This window comes from Bacteroides acidifaciens, assembly GCF_903181435.1.
Classification (GTDB): domain Bacteria; phylum Bacteroidota; class Bacteroidia; order Bacteroidales; family Bacteroidaceae; genus Bacteroides.
Map to the genome: position 1 here is coordinate 298,207 of NZ_CAEUHO010000005.1, position 24,584 is coordinate 322,790.

Genomic DNA, 24,584 nt, shown 5'->3' on the forward strand with positions numbered 1-24,584 from the left:
ATTGACTATATGAGAAGGAGCGATTGCCGAATGAGGTAATTGCTCCTTTTTTGTCTCTTTTTATTTGAGCGTATTGTCTTTGTCTCGAGAAAATTGTGTTATTTTGCAGAATAACATTAATTATATTAAATAATGGAAGAACAAAATAATAACGGACAATTACAGATTGAGTTGAAAGAAGAGGTAGCGCAAGGTACATATGCCAATCTTGCTATCATAACTCATTCAAGTTCAGAATTTATTCTTGATTTTATACGTGTGATGCCGGGGATGCCGAAAGCTGACGTACAATCTCGTATAATCGTGGCTCCTGAGCATGCAAAGCGTCTGTTGCGTGCATTGGAAGATAATATTGCCAAGTATGAACGGGTGTTTGGTACGATACGTATTTCCGATGAATCTCCCATTGCTCCTCTAACGAGCGTAAAAGGCGAAGCATGAGAGTGATATAAAAATATTAAAAAATAAAAAAAGGTTGTAGTGCATTGAATATTCAAATATTATTCGTATTTTTGCAGCCCAAAATGTATAGTTACGAAATTAATATAACAATAATATAAATCAAAAAACAATTAAAATGCCTACAATTCAGCAATTAGTAAGAAAAGGACGCGAAGTGCTGGTGGAGAAAAGTAAATCTCCAGCCTTGGATTCATGTCCTCAAAGACGTGGCGTTTGCGTGAGAGTATATACTACTACTCCGAAGAAGCCGAACTCTGCAATGCGTAAAGTAGCCCGTGTACGTTTGACTAATCAAAAAGAGGTGAACTCTTACATTCCGGGAGAAGGACACAATTTGCAAGAGCACTCAATCGTTTTGGTGCGTGGTGGTCGTGTAAAAGACCTTCCGGGTGTACGTTATCACATTGTTCGTGGTACTCTTGATACAGCAGGTGTTGCTGGTCGTACTCAAAGACGCTCTAAATACGGAGCTAAGCGCCCGAAACCGGGACAAGCTGCACCGGCTAAAAAGAAATAAGGATTAAAACTTAAATTAAAATCAAAGTAATAACTTACGTTTTAGTTTGTTGGAAATGCTAAAGGTTGAGTAAATTCTCCGGTGGGGGAGTTGAAGAAGTCAAGAGGTAGACAACCAAGAACAAAAACATTATTTTTCAAACAAATGAGAAAAGCAAAACCCAAAAAACGCGTTATCCTTCCGGATCCCGTTTTTAATGACCAAAAGGTTTCTAAGTTCGTAAATCATTTGATGTATGATGGCAAAAAAAATACATCTTACGAGATTTTTTATGCCGCTCTGGAAACAGTGAAAGCAAAACTTCCTAACGAAGAAAAATCAGCTCTCGAAATCTGGAAAAAGGCTTTGGATAATGTGACTCCACAAGTGGAAGTTAAGTCTCGCCGTGTAGGTGGTGCTACTTTCCAAGTTCCTACTGAAATTCGCCCGGATCGTAAAGAATCAGTTTCAATGAAGAACTTGATTTTGTATGCTCGTAAAAGAGGTGGTAAATCTATGGCTGATAAATTGGCTGCTGAAATCATGGATGCGTTCAATGAACAAGGTGGTGCTTATAAGCGTAAAGAAGATATGCACAGAATGGCTGAAGCTAACCGTGCATTCGCTCATTTTAGATTCTAATACTATAAGATATAATCAATTAAAAACTTAAAGTAAAGGAAAATAAAATGGCTAAGCAAGATTTACATTTGACTCGTAATATCGGTATCATGGCTCACATCGATGCCGGAAAAACAACAACTTCTGAACGTATTCTGTTCTATACTGGATTGACTCACAAAATTGGTGAGGTGCATGATGGTGCTGCTACTATGGACTGGATGGAGCAGGAACAAGAACGTGGTATTACTATTACATCTGCTGCGACGACAACAAGATGGAAGTATGCTGGTGATACTTATAAAATTAACTTGATTGATACTCCGGGACACGTAGACTTTACTGCAGAGGTAGAACGTTCGTTGCGTATCCTGGATGGTGCTGTTGCTGCTTATTGTGCAGTAGGTGGCGTGGAACCGCAATCGGAGACTGTATGGCGTCAGGCTGATAAATATAATGTACCGCGTATTGCATATGTAAACAAAATGGACCGCTCTGGTGCTGACTTCTTTGAAGTTGTACGCCAGATGAAGGACGTTTTGGGAGCTAATCCTTGCCCGATCGTTGTTCCTATTGGTGCTGAAGAATCTTTCAAGGGGCTTGTAGACCTGATTAAAATGAAAGCTATTTACTGGCATGATGAAACAATGGGCGCTGACTATACAGTAGAAGAAATCCCTGCAAATTTGGTTGATGAAGCTAATGAATGGAGAGATAAAATGCTCGAAAAAGTAGCTGAATTTGACGATGCTTTGATGGAGAAATATTTTGATGACCCTTCTACAATTACTGAAGAAGAAGTATTGAGAGCTCTTCGTAATGCAACTGTTCAGATGGCTGTTGTGCCGATGCTTTGTGGCTCTTCGTTTAAGAATAAAGGGGTTCAGACATTGCTTGATTATGTTTGTGCTTTCTTGCCTTCTCCATTGGATACGGAAAACGTGATCGGTACAAATCCTGAAACAGGTGCTGAAGAGGATCGTAAGCCAAGCGATGATGAAAAGACTTCTGCTTTGGCATTTAAGATTGCAACTGACCCTTATGTAGGTCGTTTGACTTTCTTCCGTGTATATTCAGGTAAGATTGAAGCTGGTTCTTATATCTATAACTCTCGTTCTGGTAAGAAAGAACGTGTTTCTCGTTTGTTCCAGATGCACTCAAACAAGCAGAATCCGGTTGAAGTGATTGGTGCTGGTGATATTGGTGCTGGTGTTGGTTTTAAAGATATTCACACAGGTGATACTTTGTGTGATGAAACTGCCCCGATTGTACTTGAATCTATGGACTTCCCGGAACCTGTAATTGGTATCGCAGTAGAGCCTAAGACTCAGAAAGACATGGATAAATTGTCTAATGGTCTGGCTAAGCTGGCTGAAGAAGATCCGACATTTACAGTGAAAACTGATGAACAAACTGGTCAAACAGTTATTTCGGGTATGGGTGAGCTTCATTTGGATATCATCATTGACCGTTTGAAACGCGAGTTTAAAGTTGAATGTAATCAAGGTAAACCTCAGGTTAATTATAAAGAAGCTATCACTAAGACAGTTGATCTTCGTGAAGTTTATAAGAAACAATCTGGTGGTCGTGGTAAATTTGCTGATATCATCGTTAAGATTGGTCCTGTTGACGAAGACTTCAAAGAAGGTGGATTGCAGTTTATTGATGAAGTGAAGGGTGGTAATATTCCTAAGGAATTTATTCCGTCGGTTCAGAAAGGTTTCACAAGCGCTATGAAGAATGGTGTTTTGGCTGGTTATCCGCTGGATTCGTTGAAAGTAACATTGGTTGATGGTTCGTTCCACCCAGTTGACTCAGATCAGTTGTCTTTCGAGATTTGTGCTATTCAGGCATATAAGAATGCTTGTGCTAAGGCAGGTCCTGTTCTGATGGAGCCTATCATGAAGCTAGAGGTTGTAACTCCGGAAGAAAATATGGGTGATGTTATCGGTGACTTGAACAAACGTCGTGGACAGGTTGAAGGCATGGAGTCTAGTCGTTCTGGTGCTCGCATCGTGAAGGCAATGGTTCCGTTGGCTGAAATGTTTGGTTATGTAACTGCGTTACGTACTATCACTTCAGGTCGTGCAACCTCATCAATGGTTTACTCTCATCACGCTCAGGTTTCTACTTCTATTGCTAAGGCGGTATTGGAAGAAGTAAAGGGACGTGCTGATTTACTCTAAAAATATCTAGAGCAGCAGGCTAGCGAATGACTCTTAGCCTGCCGCTTTATCTTATTTATAACTATCTTAATTTAAAATATAATGAGTCAGAAAATTAGAATTAAATTGAAATCTTACGACCACAACTTGGTTGACAAGTCTGCTGAGAAGATTGTAAGAACTGTAAAGGCTACAGGTGCTATCGTTAGTGGTCCAATTCCTCTTCCTACGCACAAGCGTATCTTTACCGTGAACCGCTCGACTTTCGTTAATAAAAAGTCTCGTGAACAGTTTGAACTCTCTTCTTATAAGAGATTGATCGACATCTATAGCTCAACAGCTAAGACAGTAGACGCTCTGATGAAATTGGAGTTACCGAGTGGTGTGGAAGTAGAAATTAAAGTTTGATAATTAAAAATTAGTGAAATGCCAGGATTATTAGGAAAAAAAATCGGAATGACATCCGTTTTCAGTGCCGATGGTAAGAATGTACCATGCACTGTTATCGAAGCAGGTCCTTGTGTTGTTACTCAGGTTAAAACAGTAGAGAAAGATGGCTATGCAGCTGTTCAGTTGGGTTTCCAGGACAAAAAGGAAAAACATACAACTAAACCGTTGATGGGGCACTTCAAAAGAGCTGGAGTAACACCGAAGAGACACTTGGCTGAGTTCAAAGAGTTTGAAACAGAATTGAATTTGGGTGATACAGTTACCGTAGAGTTGTTCGATGGCGCTGACTTTGTTGACGTTGTTGGCACTTCTAAGGGTAAAGGTTTTCAGGGTGTAGTAAAAAGACATGGTTTTGGTGGTGTAGGTCAGTCTACTCACGGTCAGCACAACCGTGCTCGTAAACCGGGTTCTATTGGTGCTTGTTCTTACCCTGCAAAAGTATTCAAAGGAATGCGCATGGGCGGACAGCTTGGTGGTGACAGAGTCACTGTACAAAACTTGCAGGTATTAAAAGTGATCGCGGAGCATAACCTTCTTTTGATCAAAGGTTCTATCCCGGGTTGCAAAGGTTCAATCGTATTAATTGAGAAATAATGGAAGTTAACGTATATAATATTAAAGGTGAAGACACTGGGAGAAAGGTTACGTTAAACGAATCTATCTTCGGCATTGAGCCCAACGACCACGCTATCTATCTGGACGTAAAACAATTTATGGCCAATCAGCGTCAGGGTACTCATAAGTCAAAAGAAAGAAGTGAAATCAGTGGTTCTACTCGTAAGATCGGTCGCCAGAAAGGTGGCGGTGGAGCACGTCGTGGTGATATGAATTCACCGGTTCTTGTTGGTGGTGCACGTGTTTTCGGTCCGAAACCAAGAGACTACTTCTTTAAGTTGAATAAAAAAGTTAAGACATTGGCTCGGAAGTCCGCTTTGTCTTATAAAGCTCAAAACAATGCAATTGTTGTTGTAGAAGACTTCACTTTTGAAGCTCCGAAGACAAAAGATTTCATTGCAATGACAAAAAATCTTAAAGTTTCCGACAAAAAGCTACTTGTGGTTTTACCGGAAGCAAATAAAAACGTATATTTGTCAGCTCGTAACATCGAGGGTGCTAACGTTCAGACTATCTCAGGATTAAATACTTACAGAGTATTGAATGCTGGGGTTGTTATGCTTACTGAAAACTCTCTGAAAGCTATTGACAATATCTTAATTTAAAAAGGAGGCTTAAATAATGGGAATTATTATTAAACCGTTGGTAACAGAAAAAATGACTGCAATCACTGACAAGTTGAATCGTTTCGGCTTCGTTGTGCGTCCTGATGCTAACAAACTGGAAATTAAGAAGGAAGTTGAAGCTCTTTATAATGTTACAGTAGTTGATGTGAATACCGTGAAGTATGCTGGCAAAAACAAAAGCCGTTATACAAAAGCAGGTATCATCAATGGTCGTACGAATGCATTCAAAAAAGCAATCGTGACATTAAAAGAAGGAGATACTATTGATTTTTATAGCAATATTTAACAAAAATGGCAGTACGTAAATTTAAGCCCACAACGCCGGGGCAAAGACATAAAATTATTGGTACTTTCGAAGAAATTACTGCATCAGTACCAGAAAAGTCTCTTGTATATGGTAAAAAATCATCTGGAGGTCGTAATAACGAAGGTAAGATGACTATGCGCTACATTGGTGGCGGACATAGAAAGGTGATTAGAATTGTCGATTTCAAGAGAAATAAGGACGGTGTTCCAGCAGTGGTTAAGACAATTGAATACGATCCGAATCGTTCGGCTCGTATTGCTTTGTTATTTTATGCTGATGGTGAAAAAAGATATATTATTGCTCCCAATGGATTGCAAGTTGGTGCGACTCTGATGTCAGGTGAAACAGCAGCGCCAGAGATTGGTAATGCTCTTCCTCTTCAAAACATTCCCGTAGGTACTGTGATTCACAATATCGAATTACGTCCGGGACAGGGCGCTGCTTTGGTTCGTTCGGCTGGTAACTTTGCTCAGTTGACTTCTCGTGAGGGTAAATATTGTGTAATCAAGTTGCCTTCAGGTGAAGTAAGACAGATTCTTAGCACATGTAAAGCTACTATCGGTAGTGTAGGTAACTCTGATCATGGATTGGAAAGTTCAGGTAAAGCTGGACGCTCTCGTTGGCAAGGACGTCGTCCTCGTAACCGTGGTGTTGTTATGAACCCGGTTGATCACCCGATGGGTGGTGGTGAAGGACGTGCTTCCGGAGGTCACCCAAGATCACGTAAGGGATTGTATGCTAAGGGACTTAAGACAAGAGCTCCTAAGAAACAATCGTCTAAGTACATTATTGAGAGAAGAAAAAAGTAATCTGATTAATTGAGTAAACTATGAGTCGTTCATTAAAAAAAGGTCCATATATTAACGTAAAGCTTGAAAAGAGAATTTTTGCCATGAATGAATCAGGCAAGAAAGTCGTAGTAAAGACTTGGGCCAGAGCTTCAATGATTTCGCCTGATTTTGTAGGTCATACAGTTGCAGTTCACAATGGAAATAAATTTATTCCTGTTTATGTTACCGAGAATATGGTAGGACACAAGTTGGGCGAATTTGCTCCAACTCGTACATTCAGAGGACACGCTGGTAATAAGAAAAAATAACAGGATTTATTTGAAATAATAAAGTAATAAATAATAATGGGAGCAAGAAAAAAAATATCGGCTGAAAAGAGAAAAGAAGCCCTTAAGACCATGTATTTTGCGAAATTGCAAAATGTTCCTACTTCTCCGCGTAAGATGCGTCTGGTTGCAGACATGATCCGTGGCATGGAAGTGAACAGGGCACTTGGTGTTTTGAAATTTTCTTCAAAAGAAGCTGCTGCAAGAGTGGAAAAATTGCTTCGCTCTGCAATTGCTAACTGGGAACAGAAAAACGAACGTAAAGCAGAAAGCGGCGAGTTGTTCGTAACAAAGATTTTTGTTGATGGTGGAGCTACGCTCAAAAGAATGAGACCGGCACCACAGGGTAGAGGTTATAGAATTCGCAAACGTTCAAATCACGTAACATTGTTCGTTGGTGCTAAAAGTAATAACGAAGATCAAAATTAAGGTAGATGGGACAAAAAGTTAATCCAATAAGCAACCGTTTAGGAATTATCAGAGGATGGGATTCTAACTGGTATGGTGGAAATGATTACGGTGATTCTTTGCTGGAAGATAGCAAAATCCGTAAATATCTTAATGCAAGACTTGCAAAGGCAAGTGTATCAAGAATCGTAATTGAACGTACGCTGAAGCTCGTTACTATTACTGTTTGTACTGCTCGCCCGGGTATTATTATCGGTAAAGGTGGCCAAGAAGTTGATAAGTTAAAAGAGGAGTTGAAGAAGGTTACCGACAAGGATATTCAAATCAATATCTTTGAAGTGAAAAGACCGGAACTAGATGCTGTGATTGTTGCTAATAACATCGCTCGTCAGGTAGAAGGTAAAATTGCCTATCGTCGTGCCATCAAGATGGCTATCGCAAACACAATGCGTATGGGGGCTGAAGGTATCAAAATTCAGATTTCAGGACGTTTGAATGGAGCTGAAATGGCTCGTTCTGAAATGTATAAAGAAGGAAGAACTCCGTTGCACACTTTCAGAGCTGATATCGACTACTGTCATGCAGAAGCATTGACTAAAGTAGGTCTGTTGGGTATCAAAGTTTGGATTTGTAGAGGTGAAGTGTTTGGTAAGAGAGAATTGGCTCCGAACTTTACGCAAAGCAAAGAAAGTGGTCGTGGAAACAATGGTGGAAACAACGGCGGAAAGAACTTCAAAAGAAAGAAAAATAATCGCTAAACGAATTTGAATTTTAGGAAACTATGTTACAACCGAAAAAGACAAAATTCAGAAGACAACAAAAAGGTCGTCAGAAAGGTAATGCCCAGAGAGGTAACCAGTTGGCCTTTGGTTCTTTTGGCATAAAGGCTTTGGAGACTAAGTGGATTACAGGCCGTCAGATCGAAGCTGCTCGTATTGCAGTAACAAGATATATGCAACGTCAAGGACAGATCTGGATCCGTATATTCCCGGATAAACCGATCACTAGAAAACCTGCCGATGTACGTATGGGTAAAGGTAAAGGTGCTCCAGAGGGATTTGTGGCTCCTGTGACTCCAGGTAGAATCATTATTGAAGCTGAAGGGGTATCTTACGAAATCGCGAAAGAAGCATTGCGCTTAGCTGCTCAAAAGCTTCCTATTACAACGAAGTTTGTCGTAAGACGTGATTATGATATTCAAAATCAAAATGCGTAAGTGTTATGAAAATTGCAGAAATTAAAGAAATGACTACTAGTGATTTAGTAGAAAGAGTAGAGGCAGAAACAGCTAATTATGACCAGATGGTTATCAATCATTCTATTTCTCCTTTGGAAAATCCTGCTCAAATCAAACAATTACGCAGGACTATTGCGCGTATGAAAACTGAGTTACGCCAAAGAGAACTTAACAATAAATGATCAGCTTGATGGAAGCAAGAAATTTAAGAAAAGAAAGAACAGGGGTTGTGTTGAGCAATAAGATGGATAAAACGATCACAGTTGCTGCCAAGTTTAAGGAAAAACACCCTATATATGGTAAGTTCGTTAGTAAAACGAAGAAGTACCATGCTCACGATGAAAAGAATGAATGCAATATAGGTGATACTGTAAGCATCATGGAAACTCGTCCTTTGAGCAAGACTAAAAGATGGAGATTAGTAGAAATAATTGAAAGAGCTAAGTAATTATGATACAAGTAGAATCCAGACTTACAGTATGTGATAACAGTGGGGCTAAAGAGGCTATGTGTATCCGCGTTTTAGGTGGTACACGTCGTCGTTACGCTTCAGTGGGGGATGTCATTGTAGTTTCAGTGAAGAGTGTCATTCCTTCTAGTGATGTTAAAAAAGGTGCAGTATCAAAGGCTTTGATTGTACGTACAAAGAAAGAAATCCGTCGTCCTGATGGTTCTTATATACGTTTTGATGATAATGCTTGCGTGTTGTTGAATAATGCAGGTGAAATTAGAGGAAGTCGTATTTTCGGTCCTGTAGCAAGAGAACTTCGTGCTACAAACATGAAAGTTGTGTCACTTGCGCCTGAGGTACTTTAATTTTGTAAAAGATTTAAGTAATGAGTAAATTACATATTAAAAAAGGCGATACAGTTTACGTAAATGCTGGTGAAGATAAGGGCAAAACTGGTCGTGTATTGAAGGTTCTTGTTAAAGAAGGACGTGCATTTGTAGAAGGTATCAATATGGTATCTAAAAGCACAAAACCGAATGCTAAGAATCCGCAAGGTGGTATCGTGAAGCAGGAAGCTTCTATCCACATTTCAAACTTGAACCCGGTTGATCCAAAAACTGGTAAAGCAACGCGTATTGGGAGAAAAGTAAGTTCTTTGGAAGGTAAAAGAACTGTAGTGCGTTATTCTAAAAAATCAGGAGAGGAGATTAAGTAATGAGTAATACTGCTAGTCTTAAGAAAGAATATGCAGAGCGTATAGCACCTGCATTGAAATCACAGTTCCAGTATTCTTCTACAATGCAGGTACCCGTACTTAAGAAGATTGTCATCAATCAGGGTTTAGGTATGGCTGTTGCCGATAAGAAGATTATTGAAGTTGCAATCAATGAAATGACGGCTATTACAGGTCAGAAAGCCGTAGCTACCATTTCTCGTAAAGATATCGCGAATTTTAAGTTGCGTAAAAAAATGCCGATCGGTGTTATGGTAACTTTACGTCGTGAAAGAATGTACGAATTCCTTGAAAAATTGGTTCGTGTAGCTCTTCCTCGTATCCGTGACTTCAAAGGTATCGAAAGTAAGTTTGACGGTAAAGGTAACTATACCCTTGGTATTCAGGAACAAATCATTTTCCCTGAAATAAATATCGATAGTATTACAAGAATTCTCGGAATGAATATTACCTTTGTAACCTCTGCGCAAACAGATGAAGAAGGTTATGCATTGCTGAAGGAATTCGGTTTACCTTTTAAAAACGCTAAAAAAGACTAATAGATATGGCAAAGGAATCAATGAAGGCACGTGAAGTAAAACGTGCTAAATTAGTAGCCAGATACGCCGAAAAAAGAGCTGCTTTGAAGCAAATTGTTAGAACAGGTGATCCTGCTGATGCATTCGAAGCTGCACAGAAGTTGCAAGAATTGCCAAAGAATTCTAATCCGATTCGTATGCATAATCGTTGCAAACTGACTGGTCGTCCCAAAGGTTATATTCGCCAATTCGGAATTTCGAGAATTCAGTTCCGTGAAATGGCATCTAATGGACTGATACCGGGCGTAAAGAAAGCAAGCTGGTAATTATTGTTTAAATATTGTCAGGGAAGTCCTGATTAATTTAATTTATTTTTATATGACTGATCCAATAGCAGATTATTTGACGAGGTTGCGGAACGCAATTGCTGCAAAGCACAGAGTAGTTGAAGTTCCCGCTTCAAATTTGAAAAAAGAAATCACTAAGATTCTTTTTGAGAAAGGCTACATTCTTAACTATAAGTTTGTAGAAGATGGACCACAAGGAACTATTAAGGTTGCCTTGAAGTATGATTCTGTTAACAAAGTTAACGCAATCAAAAAATTAGAAAGAATATCTTCTCCTGGTATGCGTAAGTATACCGGTTATAAAGATATGCCGCGTGTTATTAATGGGCTGGGTATTGCTATAATATCTACTTCCAAAGGTGTAATGACTAACAAAGAGGCTGCAGAACTGAAGATCGGTGGTGAAGTCTTATGTTATGTATATTAATTAGGAGGAACTAGAATGTCAAGAATAGGAAAATTACCCATTAGTATCCCTGCTGGAGTGACAGTCACTCTGAAGGATGATGTGGTTACCGTAAAGGGACCCAAAGGCGAAATGAGCCAATATGTGAATCCAGCTATCAATGTTGCTATTGAAGATGGACACGTAACTTTAACAGAAAACGATAAAGAAATGCTTGATAATCCGAAGCAGAAACATGCTTTTCACGGTTTGTATCGTTCATTGGTTCATAACATGGTTGTGGGCGTATCTGAAGGATACAAAAAAGAGTTGGAACTTGTCGGTGTAGGTTATCGTGCTTCTAACCAAGGTAACATCATTGAACTGGCTTTAGGTTATACACACAATATTTTCATCCAATTGCCTGCTGAGGTAAAAGTTGAAACTAAGTCTGAAAGAAATAAGAATCCTCTTATTATATTGGAATCGTGTGACAAACAGTTGCTTGGTCAAGTTTGCTCTAAAATACGTTCTTTCCGTAAGCCTGAACCATATAAGGGTAAAGGTATTAAGTTTGTTGGCGAAGTAATTCGTAGAAAGTCTGGTAAATCAGCCGGCGCTAAGTAAATCATATAAAATTAGATTATTATGACAACAAAAATAGAAAGACGAGTTAAGATCAAATATAGAGTACGCAATAAGATTTCAGGTACTACTGAATGTCCGCGTATGAGTGTATTTAGAAGTAACAAGCAAATTTATGTCCAGATTATCGATGATCTTTCTGGTAAGACATTGGCTGCTGCTTCTTCTTTAGGTATGACTGAAAAAGTTGCTAAAAAAGAACAAGCTGCTAAAGTTGGTGAAATGATTGCTAAAAAGGCTCAGGAAGCAGGTATAACTACTGTTGTTTTTGACCGTAATGGTTACTTGTATCATGGGAGAGTAAAAGAAGTAGCTGATGCTGCTCGTAACGGTGGACTTAAATTTTAATCATTATGGCAGGAGTTAATAATAGAGTTAAGATTACTAACGATATAGAACTGAAGGATAGATTGGTTGCTATTAATCGTGTTACTAAAGTTACCAAAGGTGGTAGAACTTTTAGTTTCTCTGCAATCGTTGTTGTAGGTAACGAAGAAGGAATCATTGGTTGGGGACTTGGTAAAGCAGGTGAAGTAACAGCTGCTATCGCTAAAGGTGTTGAGTCAGCTAAAAAGAATTTGGTGAAAGTACCTATTTTGAAAGGTACTGTTCCTCATGAACAATCAGCTAGATTTGGTGGTGCTGAAGTATTCATCAAACCAGCATCCCACGGAACCGGTGTTGTAGCTGGTGGTGCTATGCGTGCTGTATTGGAAAGTGTTGGTGTTACTGATGTTTTGGCTAAATCAAAAGGTTCTTCAAATCCGCATAACCTTGTTAAAGCCACAATTGAAGCTTTGAGTGAAATGCGTGATGCAAGAATGGTTGCTCAAAACAGAGGAATTAGTGTTGAAAAAGTATTTAGAGGATAAGGAGGAGATATGTCAACTATAAAGATCAAACAAGTTAAAAGTAGAATTGGTGCTCCGGCTGATCAAAAAAGAACTCTTGATGCACTGGGGCTTCGTAAACTGAACCGTGTGGTTGAACACGAAAGCACTCCTTCAATTCTTGGAATGGTAGATAAAGTAAAACACTTGGTTGCCATTGTTAAGTAATTATTTGTTGAATAATAAAACGAAATTACAATATGAACTTAAGTAATTTAAAACCTGCAGAGGGATCTACTAAGACAAGAAAAAGAATTGGACGTGGTGCTGGTTCTGGCTTAGGCGGTACTTCTACAAGAGGTCATAAAGGAGCTAAATCAAGATCTGGATACTCAAAGAAAATCGGTTTTGAAGGCGGTCAGATGCCTCTTCAACGTCGAGTTCCTAAATTTGGTTTTAAGAATATCAATCGTGTAGAATATAAAGCAATCAACTTGGATACTATCCAGAAATTAGCTGAAGCTAAGACTTTGGTAAAAGTTGGTGTTAACGACTTTGTCGAAGCAGGATTTATTTCTTCAAATCAGTTGGTAAAAGTATTGGGTAATGGAACTCTGACTAACAAGCTGGAAGTAGAAGCTCATGCATTCTCTAAGACTGCAACTGCTGCTATTGAAGCTGCTGGTGGAACTGTAGTAAAACTCTGATTCAATGAGAAAAGCTATTGAAACATTAAAGAATATATGGAAGATTGAGGATCTGAGACAGCGGATCCTCATCACCATATTGTTTGTAGCAATTTACCGTTTCGGATCATATGTCGTATTACCGGGTATTAATCCGGCAATGCTGGCAAAATTGCACGAACAAACAAGTGAAGGCCTTTTAGCCTTGTTAAATATGTTCTCTGGAGGAGCATTTTCTAATGCCTCTATTTTTGCATTAGGAATCATGCCTTATATCTCTGCATCTATTGTAATCCAGTTGTTGGGAATTGCTGTGCCGTATTTCCAGAAACTGCAACGTGAGGGTGAGAGCGGCAAAAGAAAAATGAATCAATATACTCGTTATCTTACGATCGCTATATTGTTAGTTCAGGCGCCTTCTTATTTGCTCAATCTTAAAATGCAGGCTGGTCCTTCCTTAAATGCTTCATTAGATTGGACTCTGTTTATGATTACCTCTACCATTATTTTGGCAGCAGGTAGTATGTTTATTTTGTGGCTTGGTGAAAGAATTACTGATAAAGGTATTGGTAATGGTATTTCATTTATCATTTTAATTGGTATTATCGCTCGTTTCCCTGATGCTCTACTACAGGAAGTTGTATCAAGAGTGGCAAATAAGAGTGGTGGTCTGATTATGTTTATAATTGAAATCGTATTCTTATTGTTAGTGATTGGCGCTGCAATTCTTTTAGTTCAGGGAGTGAGAAAGATTCCCGTACAGTATGCTAAGAGAATTGTGGGTAACAAACAATATGGTGGTGCAAGACAGTACATTCCTTTGAAAGTGAATACTGCAGGTGTAATGCCTATCATATTTGCTCAGGCAATCATGTTTATACCTATTACATTTATCGGTTTTTCAAATGTAAATAATGCAGGCGGTTTCTTGCATGCGTTTACAGATCATACAAGTTTCTGGTATAATTTTGTCTTTGCGGTAATGATTATATTATTTACGTATTTCTATACTGCAATTACAATTAATCCGACTCAGATGGCTGAGGATATGAAGAGAAATAATGGTTTCATCCCTGGCATTAAACCAGGAAAGAAAACAGCAGAGTATATTGATGATATTATGTCTCGTATTACTTTACCTGGTTCTTTCTTTTTGGCTTTAGTTGCTATTATGCCTGCTTTTGCCGGTATATTTGGTGTACAAGCCGGTTTCGCTCAATTCTTCGGTGGTACGTCTTTGTTAATTCTTGTAGGTGTGGTTCTTGATACGCTACAACAGGTTGAAAGTCATTTGTTGATGAGACACTATGATGGTCTGTTGAAGTCTGGTCGTATTAAAGGACGCGCTGGTGTAGCGGCATATTAATTCTTTAGATTAGAAATGATATTTCTTAAAACAGAAGATGAAATAGAATTGCTCCGTCAGAGCAACCTGCTTGTCGGAAAGACTTTGGCAGAGGTTGCTAAATTGGTGAAGCCCGGTGTAACTACGCGTGAGTTGGATAAAGTTGCTGAAGAGTTCATTAGAGATCACGGAGCAACTCCGACTTTCAAAGGATTTCCGAATCAGTATGGAGAACCATTTCCCGCATCCCTCTGTACTTCTGTAAATGAGCAGGTGGTACATGGAATCCCAAACGATATTGTTCTGAAAGAAGGTGATATCGTGTCTGTGGATTGTGGAACATATATGAATGGTTTTTGTGGTGATTCTGCTTATACTTTTTGTGTAGGAGAGGTGAACGAAGAAGTTCGTAATTTGTTGAAGGTAACTAAAGAAGCGTTATATATTGGTATTCAGAATGCAGTGCAAGGTAAAAGAATCGGGGATGTCGGATATGCTATCCAGCAATATTGTGAGTCTCATTCTTATGGTGTAGTGCGTGAGTTTGTTGGTCATGGAATTGGTCATGAAATGCATGAAGACCCTCAGGTTCCCAATTATGGTAAGAGGGGATATGGCCCTTTGATGAAGAGAGGGCTTTGCATAGCGATAGAGCCGATGATAACACTGGGAGACCGGCAAGTGATTATGGAACGTGACGGATGGACTGTTAGAACCAAAGACCGTAAATGTGCTGCACACTTTGAACATACGGTGGCAGTAGGTGCTGGTGAAGCTGATATTTTGTCATCATTCAAATTCATAGAAGAAGTTTTAGGAGATAAAGCAATATAATATGGCAAAGCAATCTGCAATAGAACAAGATGGAGTTATAGTTGAAGCATTGTCAAATGCAATGTTTCGTGTTGAATTAGAAAACGGACATGAGATTACTGCACATATTTCGGGCAAGATGCGGATGCATTACATTAAGATCCTGCCAGGAGATAAAGTGAGAGTCGAAATGTCTCCTTACGACTTATCGAAAGGAAGAATTGTGTTTAGATATAAATAAAATAAGATATGAAAGTAAGAGCATCATTAAAGAAACGCACGCCAGAATGTAAGATCGTTAGACGTAATGGCCGTTTGTATGTTATTAACAAGAAAAATCCTAAGTATAAACAACGTCAAGGATAATTTGTTATTTTTGCAAAAAAAATAATTTAGTATATGGCTATAAGAATAGTTGGTGTAGATTTGCCTCAGAATAAAAGAGGTGAAATTGCGTTGACCTATGTATATGGAATAGGTCGCAGTAGTTCAGCAAAAATTTTAGATAAAGCTGGTGTAGACAAAGATCTGAAGGTTAAAGACTGGACAGATGATCAAGCTGCTAAGATTCGTGAGATTATCGGTGCAGAGTATAAAGTAGAAGGTGATCTTCGTTCCGAAATCCAATTGAACATTAAGCGATTAATGGATATTGGTTGCTATCGTGGTGTACGTCACCGTATTGGTCTGCCTGTAAGAGGTCAGAGCACAAAGAACAATGCACGTACTCGTAAGGGTAGAAAGAAAACCGTTGCTAATAAGAAAAAAGCTACTAAATAATAATTGTTGATATGGCAAAAAAAACAGTTGCAGCTAAAAAGAGAAATGTGAAAGTAGACGCTAATGGACAGTTGCATGTTCATTCATCTTTCAACAATATTATTGTTTCTCTTGCAAACAGTGAAGGGCAGATTATTTCTTGGTCGTCTGCTGGTAAAATGGGATTTAGAGGTTCTAAAAAGAATACTCCTTATGCAGCTCAGATGGCTGCCCAGGATTGTGCAAAGATTGCATTCGATCTTGGCCTGAGAAAGGTAAAAGCATATGTGAAGGGTCCAGGTAACGGACGTGAGTCTGCTATTAGAACTATCCACGGTGCTGGTATCGAAGTTACTGAAATCATTGACGTGACTCCGCTTCCACATAATGGTTGTCGTCCTCCGAAAAGACGTAGAGTTTAATTTACCTTTAACTTACACAATGATCTTGATTTTGTTTATGGATTACATTAATTTCTCTCTGTAATCGCGGCTGCAACAAATTGAGTTCATGAATAAACAATTAAATATTTAAAAGAAATGGCTAGATATACTGGACCAAAATCAAGAATCGCCCGTAAATTCGGTGAAGGAATCTTTGGAGCTGATAAAGTTTTGTCAAAGAAGAACTATCCTCCCGGACAACATGGTAATTCAAGAAAAAGAAAAACTTCTGAATACGGTGTGCAACTTCGTGAAAAGCAGAAAGCTAAATACACCTATGGAGTTTTAGAAAAACAATTCCGCAATTTGTTTGAAAAAGCAGCTACTGCTAAAGGTATTACTGGTGAGGTACTCCTTCAATTGCTGGAAGGCCGTCTTGACAACGTAGTATTCCGTTTGGGTATTGCTCCTACACGTGCTGCTGCTCGTCAGTTGGTTAGTCACAAGCACATTACTGTTGATGGTGAAGTGGTAAATATTCCTTCATTTGCAGTAAAACCAGGTCAATTGATTGGTGTTCGTGAGAGATCTAAATCTTTGGAAGTAATTGCTAATTCTCTCGCAGGTTTCAATCATAGCAAATATGCTTGGTTGGAATGGGATGAAGCTTCAAAGGTTGGTAAAATGTTGCACATACCTGAAAGAGCAGACATTCCTGAGAACATTAAAGAACATTTGATCGTTGAATTGTATTCTAAATAATAATTAATTTCATGGCGATATTAGCATTTCAAAAACCTGATAAAGTATTAATGTTGGAGGCGGACTCTAGATTCGGTAAATTCGAATTCCGTCCGTTGGAACCGGGTTTTGGTATTACTGTAGGTAATGCATTACGCCGTATCCTTCTTTCTTCATTAGAGGGTTTTGCTATCACTACCATCAGAATCGACGGTGTGGAGCATGAATTTTCTAGTGTACCTGGAGTAAAAGAGGATGTTACCAACATTATCTTGAATCTGAAACAAGTGAGATTCAAGCAAGTAGTTGAAGAGTTCGAGAGCGAAAAAGTGAGCATCACTGTCGAGAATTCCAGTGAATTTAAAGCAGGTGACATAGGTAAGTATTTGACTGGATTTGAAGTGTTAAATCCGGAATTAGTTATTTGTCATTTAGATTCTAAGTCAACTATGCAGATTGATATTACAATTAACAAAGGACGTGGTTATGTGCCTGCTGATGAAAATCGCGAGTATTGCACGGACGTTAATGTAATTCCAATCGACTCTATTTATACACCGATACGTAATGTCAAGTATGCTGTAGAAAACTTCCGTGTAGAACAGAAGACTGACTACGAAAAGCTAGTGCTTGAAATTAGTACCGACGGTTCTATACATCCGAAAGAAGCGCTGAAAGAAGCTGCAAAAATTCTGATTTATCATTTCATGTTGTTCTCTGACGAGAAGATCACGCTTGAAAGTAATGATACTGACGGCAATGAAGAGTTTGATGAAGAAGTATTGCATATGCGTCAGTTGTTGAAGACTAAGCTTGTTGATATGGACTTGTCAGTTCGTGCCCTCAATTGCTTGAAGGCTGCCGATGTAGAAACACTTGGTGACTTGGTACAGTTCAACAAAACTGACCTGCTGAAATTCAGAAACTTCGGAAAGAAATCGCTTACCGAGCTTGATGATTTGCTGGAAAGTCTGAATCTGTCGTTTGGAACCGATATTTCTAAATATAAATTAGATAAAGAATAAAAAATGAGACATAATAAAAAATTCAATCATTTAGGTCGTACTGCTTCTCATAGAAGTGCTATGTTATCTAACATGGCTTGTTCTTTGATCAAGCACAAAAGAATCACTACGACTGTTGCAAAGGCAAAAGCTTTGAAGAAGTTTGTTGAGCCTTTGATTACTAAGTCTAAAGAAGACACTACGAATTCTCGTCGTGTTGTATTTAGCAATTTGCAAGATAAGATTGCAGTAACGGAATTGTTCAAGGAAATTTCTGTTAAGATTGCTGATCGTCCAGGTGGTTATACCCGTATCATTAAGACTGGTAACCGTTTGGGTGATAACGCTGAAATGTGCTTCATCGAGTTGGTTGACTACAATGAAAACATGGCAAAAGAAAAAGTTGCTAAGAAAGCAACTCGTACTCGTCGTTCCAAGAAGAGTGCCGAAGCTGCTCCTGCTGCTGTTGAAGCACCTGCAACTGAGACTTCGAAAGCTGAAGAACCAAAAGCAGAATCTGCAGAATAATTCAACAATTATTCTTATAGATATAAAAAGGCTATTCCATATGGGAATAGCCTTTTTTGTTAGGGGCTTGTTTACTAATCCTAAGATAAATTAAAAGATATCCTGAATGAACTTTTCATAAATAGAATCTGTTATATTTGTAGAAGAATATGGCAAAATTTGTAAAGGTAATATTGTTTCTGTTGCTGGTAGTTACCCTTCATGGGATCGCAGGCAATGTTTTCATCGAAGAACCGGTGGAACAGACAGAGAATACTATTACATATTCTGTGAAACAACACGGACAGATCAGTGTTCCTGAGTTTCCTTGTTCGCCTGTGGCTGAATTAACAAATTTACAAAGTCACCAAATGTCTGTGACACGTATCCAGCGTGTGCAGCTTGGGGAATACTTCACTACATTGAAGAATCTGCTACAATGTTGCGCTGAACGTGATAACTCTCTCTCACAACATTGGGGGCGGATTTATGACACTACAACTTCCTATTATTGCCAACCTTCGAGTGAATATTATGTATTTACTTTAAGGCATATTATTATTTAGCCGTTTATTTATTGGTCTTTTTCTTCTATGATTACTAGTGTAATACGTATGCTGGTAGTCCTTCATATCTTTATATTTTTACTAATAAATTAAACTTTAAATATTATGGCAACTACTCAAGTTATTGATGCTACTATATTTGCATCTTCACATCCCGATATCGCTAAACGTACAAGTATCTCCGGAGTTCTAATCTCTTCTGTAATGTTATTGGTCGGTATTTTTGCATTTGGTTCTACCTTTGAGCTGGAAGACAGGTCTTCTACTATTAGTATGGCATTAATGGTTTTTGGAACCGGACTGTTTCTTATAGGAATTTTTCGCCTTTTCTGGAAATCCAAGGAGGTTGTTTATTTACCTACCGGAAGCGTAACAAAAGAACATAGCATCTTCTTTGATTTGAAGTATATGGACTCTTTGACTAACATAGTAAATTCGGGCTCATTCTCTGCCGGTTCGGCTATTAAAAGCGAGTCAAGCGGTAATATTCGTATGGATGTGATACTTTCTGAAGATAAGAAGTTTGCAGCCGTTCAGTTGTTCCAATTTGTACCTTATAATTATCAACCGATCACGTCCGTGCAGTATTTTACAAATGATGGAGCTTCAGCAGTCGTAGCTTTTCTTACAAAAAGCAAACAAAGCTGATAAAAGCAAACAAAACTGATAAGATGTAGAACATAACTTTAATTTTCATACATTAAGATGGGGGGAAGTCGTTGACAACGGCTATCCCCATTTTTTTCATCAAGAAGCAGGCATTCATGTTTTGGGCGACTCCGTCTCTCATTTGATAAGAGAAAGTGAGTTCATTATTCGTAATATCTGCTTCGAAACAGTAGTTGCAGATATTCTGTGGGAAAGATTCTATTAAAGTTCCCAGTAAAATGTCGTGGGTAGCGATAATACCATTGGTATTCATATTCATAAATTGCTTGATGAGGGCAAAAGAACCTTTTTGCTTGTCTATGGAGTTTGTACCTTTCAGAATTTCGTCAAGGATGATAAAAAGTTCTTCTCCTACTTCTAGTTTATCTATGATTAGTTTTAGCCGTTTCAGCTCAGCAAAGAAATAAGATTCGTTATCAGTTAGAGAATCACTGGTGCGCAGACTGGTCACAAGTCGTGCCGGATATATCTTCATCCGGTTTGCCCAAACAGGAGCGCCTATGCATGCTAAAAGATAATTCACCCCTATGGTACGTAAGTAAGTACTTTTGCCAGCCATATTCGCTCCAGTGATAATAATGAAGAAAGGACGTTTGTCGATGTTTATTCCATTGCGTACACATTTGTTACGGTCCATTAAAGGATGACCGAGCGCTTCGGCTTGCAGTTGGAAAGATTGAGAGCAAATCTCTGGATAAATATATTCGGGATGATTGTATGCAAATGTTGCCAGAGAACAGTAAGCATCTATTTCTCCAATTGTTTCTATCCAGCGGGGAAGGTTGTCAGCATGCATTTCTTTCCATTGCTCGATTCTCATCACTTGGCGTAATTCCCAAAATATAAGTCCATTGAGAAAAGTACTCATTAGTAAATTGTTTCGTTGGTCTAGTGCATTCATTAATTTGGAAAGCTGGCGAACTGCTTGAGAAGCAGTTTCATTCTGATTGGTAAGTTCCGCTTTTAGTTGTTGCAAGACAGGACTGCGCATCTCCTTTTTTTCCGTAAGAAGAATCTGGTCGGCATATGTAGAAAGAATTTGCAGTTTTTCACCATAAGTTGTTTGTAGTTTCGTGATTCCTTTGGAGAAAATAGAGCTGAATACTACAAAACTTATAAACACTCCGCCAGCAGCGCTGGCAGGTAAAATATCTAAAAAAGTAAGACTTATACATACGAGATTGACAATACTTACCGTTGTCGGGATGATACGTAATAATGCATGTTTCCGGTAGTAACTCGGACTGTCGGCCCATTTCTTAATTTCGGCAGTATCGGCAGGCTTTCCTTTATATAGTAATCCGAGTAAGCGGATTTGTTGTCGATATTCCAGTTCGGTTGATAACTCTCGGATAGCTTCCTGGCGTTGTTCAATGGCTTCCTTTTTTTTCAGATGAGTATTGAACCAGTTGGCAAGATGTTGTTTGCCGACAGGTGTTGACGTACGATTGATATATTGGAAAAGAGAATGTTCACCGAATATGTCCAAATCAAATGTATAGAGATGTCTGGGATCGATATATTCCTCACCATCCTCAAAATCAGAGAAATCATATTGAATAGCTCTCAATTCCTGTTCATTGATTACTATTTTCTTTTTCAGAAAATCCTTCTGATGAAACCAGAAGTTGTGTCGTTTTACCAGCCAGATAAATAAGATAAAAGGCAGGATAGCAAATACGGAAATATACAGCCACCCGTCAGACCAAAAGACAATAGCGCCCGCTATGGCGCCAATAAACAAAATCAACCGTAAGAGGCTGATGTAATAAATACGTTTCCGGGTATTTTGTAACTCCAGTTCTGCTTTCTGAATAATTTGTTGATATCTAGAGATAATCTGTTCCAGTTTTTCCATGATAAATTCAATACTTTTTCGCAAAGGTAATATAATTCATAGCGGTCGTGATAAGAGCTTGTTTCAGTCAGAAGCAGATTTACCGTTTATTAACGGACGGTTATTGAAATATAGATTCAACAATAATTATCTGGATGTCTTTTATGATAACACATGTAGAGTAACGACATTAGGGAAGCAAATAATTGGTTTCCAGTTCCTTTTTTGATATTTCTGTATTTCCCCTTGCATTTATCCGCTAAAATTTATAACTTTCCACACTAAAATGCGTTTAAACAGGAAAGGAGGATGGCTTATGAAGAAAGGATGTGTCTTATTGTTGTTGATGGGCGTAATTAGCCTTCCGATAAGTGCGCAGAACATTATTTATTCCAACCTGAAAGAGTTGCTTGCTCAGGATGGCGATACCATTGCTGTGTTGCGGATAGAAAAGCGTTCCCGAAATCAGATAGTGTTGACAGGCGGAGCTGATTATCGGATAACTGCCGGTAATGATGAGTCTATGGGGCGAAGATTAAAAAAACGTAGTTTTGCTGTGCGCGATGAAAAAGGAGATTTATATTTGAATTGTCGTAAGTTACGATATAAGAGATTACGTTTTGGGGCTTGGTATGCTCCGGCTGTCCAATTAGATAAAAAAATCTATTTCTGCGCCATGCCCTTAGGCTCGGTTGTCGGCGGAAATTTCGTAGAAGAAGATGATGTCAAACTGGGTGGAAATATCGGTGATGTCCTTGCGGCTTCAAGCTTGGTCACAAAACGCGTCTGCTATGAGCTGAATGCTGAGACAGGAAAGATTGAATTCCTGGATAAAGACAAGATGCTTGAACTATTGAAGAAACACCCCGAACTGAAGCAGGCCTATTTAAAAGATGACAGTCCTGAAGCGAAGCATACTTTTAAATATTTGCTGGAATTGCGGGATAAACAGAAATAATAACTTTCTGACAAGAAAAAAAAGTTTCTCTTGTCTTTTCTCTTCTTTTTTTCTATCTTGCGAAGAGTCGTACGGCTGTATTACTTACAGTTTGTAATCCTTAATTCTGTTTTATTATGACAACGCACTCCCAGCTTATCCGGGTTTTGTAAAAGGTATCCGGAGAGCTCCTGACCGCGGTTATACACTTACTCCGGTTCAGACAGTTACAGCACTAAAAAACGCTTTGCGTTATATCCCCTCTGAATGGCATGAATAGTTGGCTTTCGAATTTATGGAAGAACTGCATACTCGCGGACGGATTTATGGATACCGTTTTCGTCCTGAGGGCGATTTGAAAGCAAAGCCAGTAGACGAGTATCGTGGTCGATGTCTGGAAGGCAAAGCTTTTCAAGTGATGATTGACAATAATCTCAGCTTTGATATAGCTTTGTATCCCTACGAACTTGTCACATACGGAGAAACCGGTCAAGTCTGTCAGAATTGGATGCAATATCGTTTGATAAAACAATATCTGGAAGAACTGAGCCAAGAACAAACCCTGGTGATTGAATCCGGTCATCCTTTAGGACTTTTCCGCTCCCGCCCCGACGCTCCCCGCGTTATAATAACCAACTCCATGATGATAGGGCAATTCGACAATCAGCACGACTGGCATATTGCCGCCCAGATGGGAGTTGCCAATTACGGTCAGATGACAGCCGGCGGTTGAATGTATATCGGCCCTCAAGGAATCGTTCATGGTACATTTAATACACTGCTCAATGCCGGACGTCTGAAACTCGGCATACCGCAAGATAAAGATTTGCGGGGACATTTGTTTGTATCTTCCGGTTTGGGTGGAATGAGCGGAGCCCAACCTAAAGCGGCCGAGATAGCCGGAGCTGCTTCCATTATAATCTAGGGTGACTGTTATTGCCGGGTAAGTGTCGATTTTATCGGCATTTATCCGGCATTTATCGGTCAGAACCCTTCTAACAGCGATAAAATTTTACTCCATATTCTTTTACTTCCTATCTTTGCCGTGTATTTGTTCCGTTTTTCCTCTTAACACTTGTTTTCATATCGGTCTGTTGAATGATAATAATTCTCAAATGGACCATAAATACATGGAAACTTGATTTGCAAATAGAGTTTTCTATTTATCTTTGTTCCGTTTTTCCTCTGTAAATGAAGATAAAACAAAAACTGCATTAAAACAATAAAGAAGAACGAACGATGACAGAACATGGAAAAGACGTTTCCCAAAGAGCAGACTTGAGAGAACGGATTGTAGTGGCGGCAATGGAAGCTTTCAGAACGAAAGGTATCAAGAGTATTACAATGGACGATATTGCGGCAGCATTGGGCATATCCAAACGTACCCTTTACGAAGTCTTTTCGGATAAAGAATCATTGTTGAAAGAATGCATATTGAAGGCTCAGGGAGACAGGGACAAATATTTGCAGCAGGTATATGAGGAGTCGCACAACGTGCTTGAGGTTATACTTGCCGTGTTCCAGAAAAGCATTGAAATGTTTCATCAAACAAATAAACGCTTTTTTGAAGACATCAAGAAATATCCGAGGGTACATGAGATGATGAGAGCCCGTCAGGACAGTGATTCAGAGAAAACGATGTCCTTCTTTAAGGTAGGAGTCGATCAAGGTATTTTTCGTCCGGATGTGAATTTTGCTATTGTCAACATGTTGGTGCGCGAGCAGTTTGATGTGCTGCTGAATACGGACATTTGCAATGAATATCCTTTTATAGAAGTGTACGAGTCTATCATGTTTACTTATATTCGCGGCATCTCCACAGAGAAAGGAGCCAAGGTATTGGAAGACTTTATACAAGAATATCGTAAGAACCGCATTGAAGAAAAGGAAGAATGAGGTTCAGTTGACAAACAATTAAAGATTT

39 protein-coding genes and 1 pseudogene are annotated in these 24,584 nt (G+C 38.9%); 39 read left to right on the forward strand and 1 reads right to left on the reverse strand.

Annotated elements, in window-relative coordinates:
- The first annotated feature begins 132 nt into the window (after nucleotides 1-132).
- The 36 genes from CLIN57ABFB40_RS18295 to CLIN57ABFB40_RS18470 all read left to right on the forward strand — a co-directional run bounded on the left by CLIN57ABFB40_RS18295 (nucleotide 133) and on the right by CLIN57ABFB40_RS18470 (nucleotide 19,865).
- The gene (locus CLIN57ABFB40_RS18295; protein WP_175631407.1) at nucleotides 133-441 is read left to right on the forward strand and encodes a DUF3467 domain-containing protein; all 309 of its coding nucleotides are present in this window, start codon (nucleotides 133-135) and stop codon (nucleotides 439-441) included.
- Nucleotides 442-577: 136 nt separating this feature from the next.
- Entirely contained in the window at nucleotides 578-979 is a 402-nt protein-coding gene (gene rpsL, locus CLIN57ABFB40_RS18300; protein WP_005675419.1) for a 30S ribosomal protein S12, read from the forward strand.
- Between the two features lie 144 nt (nucleotides 980-1,123).
- The gene (gene rpsG / locus CLIN57ABFB40_RS18305) at nucleotides 1,124-1,600 is read left to right on the forward strand and encodes a 30S ribosomal protein S7 (protein ID WP_175631408.1); all 477 of its coding nucleotides are present in this window, start codon (nucleotides 1,124-1,126) and stop codon (nucleotides 1,598-1,600) included.
- 47 nt (nucleotides 1,601-1,647) lie between these two features.
- Entirely contained in the window at nucleotides 1,648-3,765 is a 2,118-nt protein-coding gene (gene fusA / locus CLIN57ABFB40_RS18310) for an elongation factor G (protein WP_175631409.1), read from the forward strand.
- Nucleotides 3,766-3,846: 81 nt separating this feature from the next.
- Nucleotides 3,847-4,152, forward strand: coding sequence for a 30S ribosomal protein S10 (rpsJ, locus tag CLIN57ABFB40_RS18315; RefSeq protein WP_002558075.1), 306 nt, complete (start codon nucleotides 3,847-3,849; stop codon nucleotides 4,150-4,152).
- An 18-nt stretch (nucleotides 4,153-4,170) separates the two neighbouring features.
- The gene (rplC, locus tag CLIN57ABFB40_RS18320) at nucleotides 4,171-4,788 is read left to right on the forward strand and encodes a 50S ribosomal protein L3 (RefSeq protein ID WP_175631410.1); all 618 of its coding nucleotides are present in this window, start codon (nucleotides 4,171-4,173) and stop codon (nucleotides 4,786-4,788) included.
- Nucleotides 4,788-5,414, forward strand: coding sequence for a 50S ribosomal protein L4 (gene rplD / locus CLIN57ABFB40_RS18325; protein ID WP_175631411.1), 627 nt, complete (start codon nucleotides 4,788-4,790; stop codon nucleotides 5,412-5,414). Before rplC ends, rplD begins: the two co-directional genes overlap by 1 nt.
- Nucleotides 5,415-5,430: 16 nt before the next feature.
- Entirely contained in the window at nucleotides 5,431-5,721 is a 291-nt protein-coding gene (gene rplW / locus CLIN57ABFB40_RS18330; RefSeq protein ID WP_007747932.1) for a 50S ribosomal protein L23, read from the forward strand.
- A 5-nt stretch (nucleotides 5,722-5,726) separates the two neighbouring features.
- Complete coding sequence (rplB, locus tag CLIN57ABFB40_RS18335) at nucleotides 5,727-6,551, forward strand: 50S ribosomal protein L2 (protein WP_007747936.1); 825 nt, start codon at nucleotides 5,727-5,729, stop codon at nucleotides 6,549-6,551.
- A gap of 20 nt (nucleotides 6,552-6,571) precedes the next feature.
- Nucleotides 6,572-6,841: a 30S ribosomal protein S19 gene (gene rpsS, locus CLIN57ABFB40_RS18340; RefSeq protein WP_175631412.1), complete on the forward strand. Its 270-nt coding sequence runs from the start codon at nucleotides 6,572-6,574 to the stop codon at nucleotides 6,839-6,841.
- A gap of 36 nt (nucleotides 6,842-6,877) precedes the next feature.
- On the forward strand, nucleotides 6,878-7,288 hold the full coding sequence (rplV, locus tag CLIN57ABFB40_RS18345; protein ID WP_005675428.1) for a 50S ribosomal protein L22: 411 nt from the start codon (nucleotides 6,878-6,880) through the stop codon (nucleotides 7,286-7,288).
- Nucleotides 7,289-7,293: 5 nt separating this feature from the next.
- On the forward strand, nucleotides 7,294-8,025 hold the full coding sequence (gene rpsC, locus CLIN57ABFB40_RS18350; RefSeq protein WP_005675430.1) for a 30S ribosomal protein S3: 732 nt from the start codon (nucleotides 7,294-7,296) through the stop codon (nucleotides 8,023-8,025).
- A 23-nt stretch (nucleotides 8,026-8,048) separates the two neighbouring features.
- On the forward strand, nucleotides 8,049-8,483 hold the full coding sequence (gene rplP / locus CLIN57ABFB40_RS18355; RefSeq protein WP_004291234.1) for a 50S ribosomal protein L16: 435 nt from the start codon (nucleotides 8,049-8,051) through the stop codon (nucleotides 8,481-8,483).
- Between the two features lie 5 nt (nucleotides 8,484-8,488).
- Complete coding sequence (rpmC, locus tag CLIN57ABFB40_RS18360) at nucleotides 8,489-8,686, forward strand: 50S ribosomal protein L29 (protein WP_005675431.1); 198 nt, start codon at nucleotides 8,489-8,491, stop codon at nucleotides 8,684-8,686.
- Nucleotides 8,683-8,952, forward strand: coding sequence for a 30S ribosomal protein S17 (rpsQ, locus tag CLIN57ABFB40_RS18365; RefSeq protein WP_004296341.1), 270 nt, complete (start codon nucleotides 8,683-8,685; stop codon nucleotides 8,950-8,952). The genes rpmC and rpsQ overlap by 4 nt, the downstream gene beginning before the upstream one ends.
- A 2-nt stretch (nucleotides 8,953-8,954) precedes the next feature.
- Nucleotides 8,955-9,320, forward strand: coding sequence for a 50S ribosomal protein L14 (gene rplN, locus CLIN57ABFB40_RS18370; RefSeq protein ID WP_024988104.1), 366 nt, complete (start codon nucleotides 8,955-8,957; stop codon nucleotides 9,318-9,320).
- A 20-nt stretch (nucleotides 9,321-9,340) separates the two neighbouring features.
- Nucleotides 9,341-9,670, forward strand: coding sequence for a 50S ribosomal protein L24 (gene rplX, locus CLIN57ABFB40_RS18375; protein ID WP_007747948.1), 330 nt, complete (start codon nucleotides 9,341-9,343; stop codon nucleotides 9,668-9,670).
- On the forward strand, nucleotides 9,670-10,227 hold the full coding sequence (rplE, locus tag CLIN57ABFB40_RS18380) for a 50S ribosomal protein L5 (RefSeq protein ID WP_024988105.1): 558 nt from the start codon (nucleotides 9,670-9,672) through the stop codon (nucleotides 10,225-10,227). The genes rplX and rplE overlap by 1 nt, the downstream gene beginning before the upstream one ends.
- Before the next feature lie 5 nt (nucleotides 10,228-10,232).
- Nucleotides 10,233-10,532: a 30S ribosomal protein S14 gene (gene rpsN / locus CLIN57ABFB40_RS18385; protein WP_024988106.1), complete on the forward strand. Its 300-nt coding sequence runs from the start codon at nucleotides 10,233-10,235 to the stop codon at nucleotides 10,530-10,532.
- 52 nt (nucleotides 10,533-10,584) lie between these two features.
- The gene (gene rpsH / locus CLIN57ABFB40_RS18390; RefSeq protein ID WP_024988107.1) at nucleotides 10,585-10,980 is read left to right on the forward strand and encodes a 30S ribosomal protein S8; all 396 of its coding nucleotides are present in this window, start codon (nucleotides 10,585-10,587) and stop codon (nucleotides 10,978-10,980) included.
- 15 nt (nucleotides 10,981-10,995) lie between these two features.
- Entirely contained in the window at nucleotides 10,996-11,565 is a 570-nt protein-coding gene (gene rplF, locus CLIN57ABFB40_RS18395; protein ID WP_175631413.1) for a 50S ribosomal protein L6, read from the forward strand.
- A 21-nt stretch (nucleotides 11,566-11,586) separates the two neighbouring features.
- Complete coding sequence (gene rplR, locus CLIN57ABFB40_RS18400; protein WP_024988108.1) at nucleotides 11,587-11,931, forward strand: 50S ribosomal protein L18; 345 nt, start codon at nucleotides 11,587-11,589, stop codon at nucleotides 11,929-11,931.
- Between the two features lie 5 nt (nucleotides 11,932-11,936).
- Nucleotides 11,937-12,455 (forward strand): 30S ribosomal protein S5, encoded by a 519-nt coding sequence (gene rpsE, locus CLIN57ABFB40_RS18405; RefSeq protein WP_004296333.1) that lies wholly within the window; start codon nucleotides 11,937-11,939, stop codon nucleotides 12,453-12,455.
- Nucleotides 12,456-12,464: 9 nt separating this feature from the next.
- Nucleotides 12,465-12,641: a 50S ribosomal protein L30 gene (rpmD, locus tag CLIN57ABFB40_RS18410; RefSeq protein ID WP_004296332.1), complete on the forward strand. Its 177-nt coding sequence runs from the start codon at nucleotides 12,465-12,467 to the stop codon at nucleotides 12,639-12,641.
- Nucleotides 12,642-12,673: 32 nt separating this feature from the next.
- Nucleotides 12,674-13,120, forward strand: coding sequence for a 50S ribosomal protein L15 (gene rplO / locus CLIN57ABFB40_RS18415; protein WP_175631414.1), 447 nt, complete (start codon nucleotides 12,674-12,676; stop codon nucleotides 13,118-13,120).
- Between the two features lie 4 nt (nucleotides 13,121-13,124).
- Nucleotides 13,125-14,465, forward strand: a complete 1,341-nt coding sequence (secY, locus tag CLIN57ABFB40_RS18420) for a preprotein translocase subunit SecY (RefSeq protein WP_175631415.1) — start codon at nucleotides 13,125-13,127, stop codon at nucleotides 14,463-14,465.
- 15 nt (nucleotides 14,466-14,480) lie between these two features.
- Nucleotides 14,481-15,278, forward strand: coding sequence for a type I methionyl aminopeptidase (gene map / locus CLIN57ABFB40_RS18425; RefSeq protein ID WP_175631416.1), 798 nt, complete (start codon nucleotides 14,481-14,483; stop codon nucleotides 15,276-15,278).
- Nucleotide 15,279: 1 nt separating this feature from the next.
- Nucleotides 15,280-15,498 carry a translation initiation factor IF-1 gene (gene infA / locus CLIN57ABFB40_RS18430; protein WP_002558052.1) on the forward strand — a complete coding sequence of 73 codons (219 nt, stop codon included), beginning with the start codon at nucleotides 15,280-15,282 and terminating at the stop codon, nucleotides 15,496-15,498.
- An 8-nt stretch (nucleotides 15,499-15,506) separates the two neighbouring features.
- On the forward strand, nucleotides 15,507-15,623 hold the full coding sequence (gene ykgO / locus CLIN57ABFB40_RS18435; protein WP_002558051.1) for a type B 50S ribosomal protein L36: 117 nt from the start codon (nucleotides 15,507-15,509) through the stop codon (nucleotides 15,621-15,623).
- A 33-nt stretch (nucleotides 15,624-15,656) separates the two neighbouring features.
- Nucleotides 15,657-16,037, forward strand: coding sequence for a 30S ribosomal protein S13 (gene rpsM / locus CLIN57ABFB40_RS18440; protein ID WP_004296328.1), 381 nt, complete (start codon nucleotides 15,657-15,659; stop codon nucleotides 16,035-16,037).
- Between the two features lie 11 nt (nucleotides 16,038-16,048).
- Nucleotides 16,049-16,438, forward strand: coding sequence for a 30S ribosomal protein S11 (gene rpsK, locus CLIN57ABFB40_RS18445; RefSeq protein ID WP_004296327.1), 390 nt, complete (start codon nucleotides 16,049-16,051; stop codon nucleotides 16,436-16,438).
- Between the two features lie 117 nt (nucleotides 16,439-16,555).
- Nucleotides 16,556-17,161, forward strand: coding sequence for a 30S ribosomal protein S4 (rpsD, locus tag CLIN57ABFB40_RS18450; RefSeq protein WP_004296326.1), 606 nt, complete (start codon nucleotides 16,556-16,558; stop codon nucleotides 17,159-17,161).
- Nucleotides 17,162-17,172: 11 nt separating this feature from the next.
- Entirely contained in the window at nucleotides 17,173-18,165 is a 993-nt protein-coding gene (locus CLIN57ABFB40_RS18455; protein WP_004296325.1) for a DNA-directed RNA polymerase subunit alpha, read from the forward strand.
- A 3-nt stretch (nucleotides 18,166-18,168) separates the two neighbouring features.
- Nucleotides 18,169-18,672, forward strand: a complete 504-nt coding sequence (gene rplQ / locus CLIN57ABFB40_RS18460; protein ID WP_024988114.1) for a 50S ribosomal protein L17 — start codon at nucleotides 18,169-18,171, stop codon at nucleotides 18,670-18,672.
- A gap of 149 nt (nucleotides 18,673-18,821) precedes the next feature.
- Entirely contained in the window at nucleotides 18,822-19,217 is a 396-nt protein-coding gene (locus tag CLIN57ABFB40_RS18465; RefSeq protein WP_175631417.1) for a hypothetical protein, read from the forward strand.
- A gap of 105 nt (nucleotides 19,218-19,322) precedes the next feature.
- Nucleotides 19,323-19,865: a hypothetical protein gene (locus tag CLIN57ABFB40_RS18470; RefSeq protein WP_175631418.1), complete on the forward strand. Its 543-nt coding sequence runs from the start codon at nucleotides 19,323-19,325 to the stop codon at nucleotides 19,863-19,865.
- A 52-nt stretch (nucleotides 19,866-19,917) separates the two neighbouring features.
- On the opposite strand, the gene CLIN57ABFB40_RS18475 is transcribed toward CLIN57ABFB40_RS18470, so the two are convergent.
- Entirely contained in the window at nucleotides 19,918-21,744 is a 1,827-nt protein-coding gene (locus CLIN57ABFB40_RS18475; protein WP_175631419.1) for a MutS family DNA mismatch repair protein, read from the reverse strand.
- A gap of 295 nt (nucleotides 21,745-22,039) precedes the next feature.
- Between CLIN57ABFB40_RS18475 and CLIN57ABFB40_RS18480 the strand changes: the two genes are divergently transcribed.
- The 3 genes and pseudogenes from CLIN57ABFB40_RS18480 (at nucleotide 22,040) to CLIN57ABFB40_RS18490 (ending at nucleotide 24,556) form a co-directional block, all read left to right on the forward strand.
- On the forward strand, nucleotides 22,040-22,681 hold the full coding sequence (locus tag CLIN57ABFB40_RS18480) for a DUF6563 family protein (RefSeq protein WP_175631420.1): 642 nt from the start codon (nucleotides 22,040-22,042) through the stop codon (nucleotides 22,679-22,681).
- A 103-nt stretch (nucleotides 22,682-22,784) separates the two neighbouring features.
- Nucleotides 22,785-23,579, forward strand: a pseudogene (locus CLIN57ABFB40_RS18485) (urocanate hydratase); the annotation flags it as partial.
- Between the two features lie 320 nt (nucleotides 23,580-23,899).
- A complete protein-coding gene (locus CLIN57ABFB40_RS18490) occupies nucleotides 23,900-24,556 on the forward strand; it encodes a TetR/AcrR family transcriptional regulator (RefSeq protein WP_175631421.1) in 657 nt (218 codons plus the stop codon).
- Nucleotides 24,557-24,584: the final 28 nt, after the last annotated feature.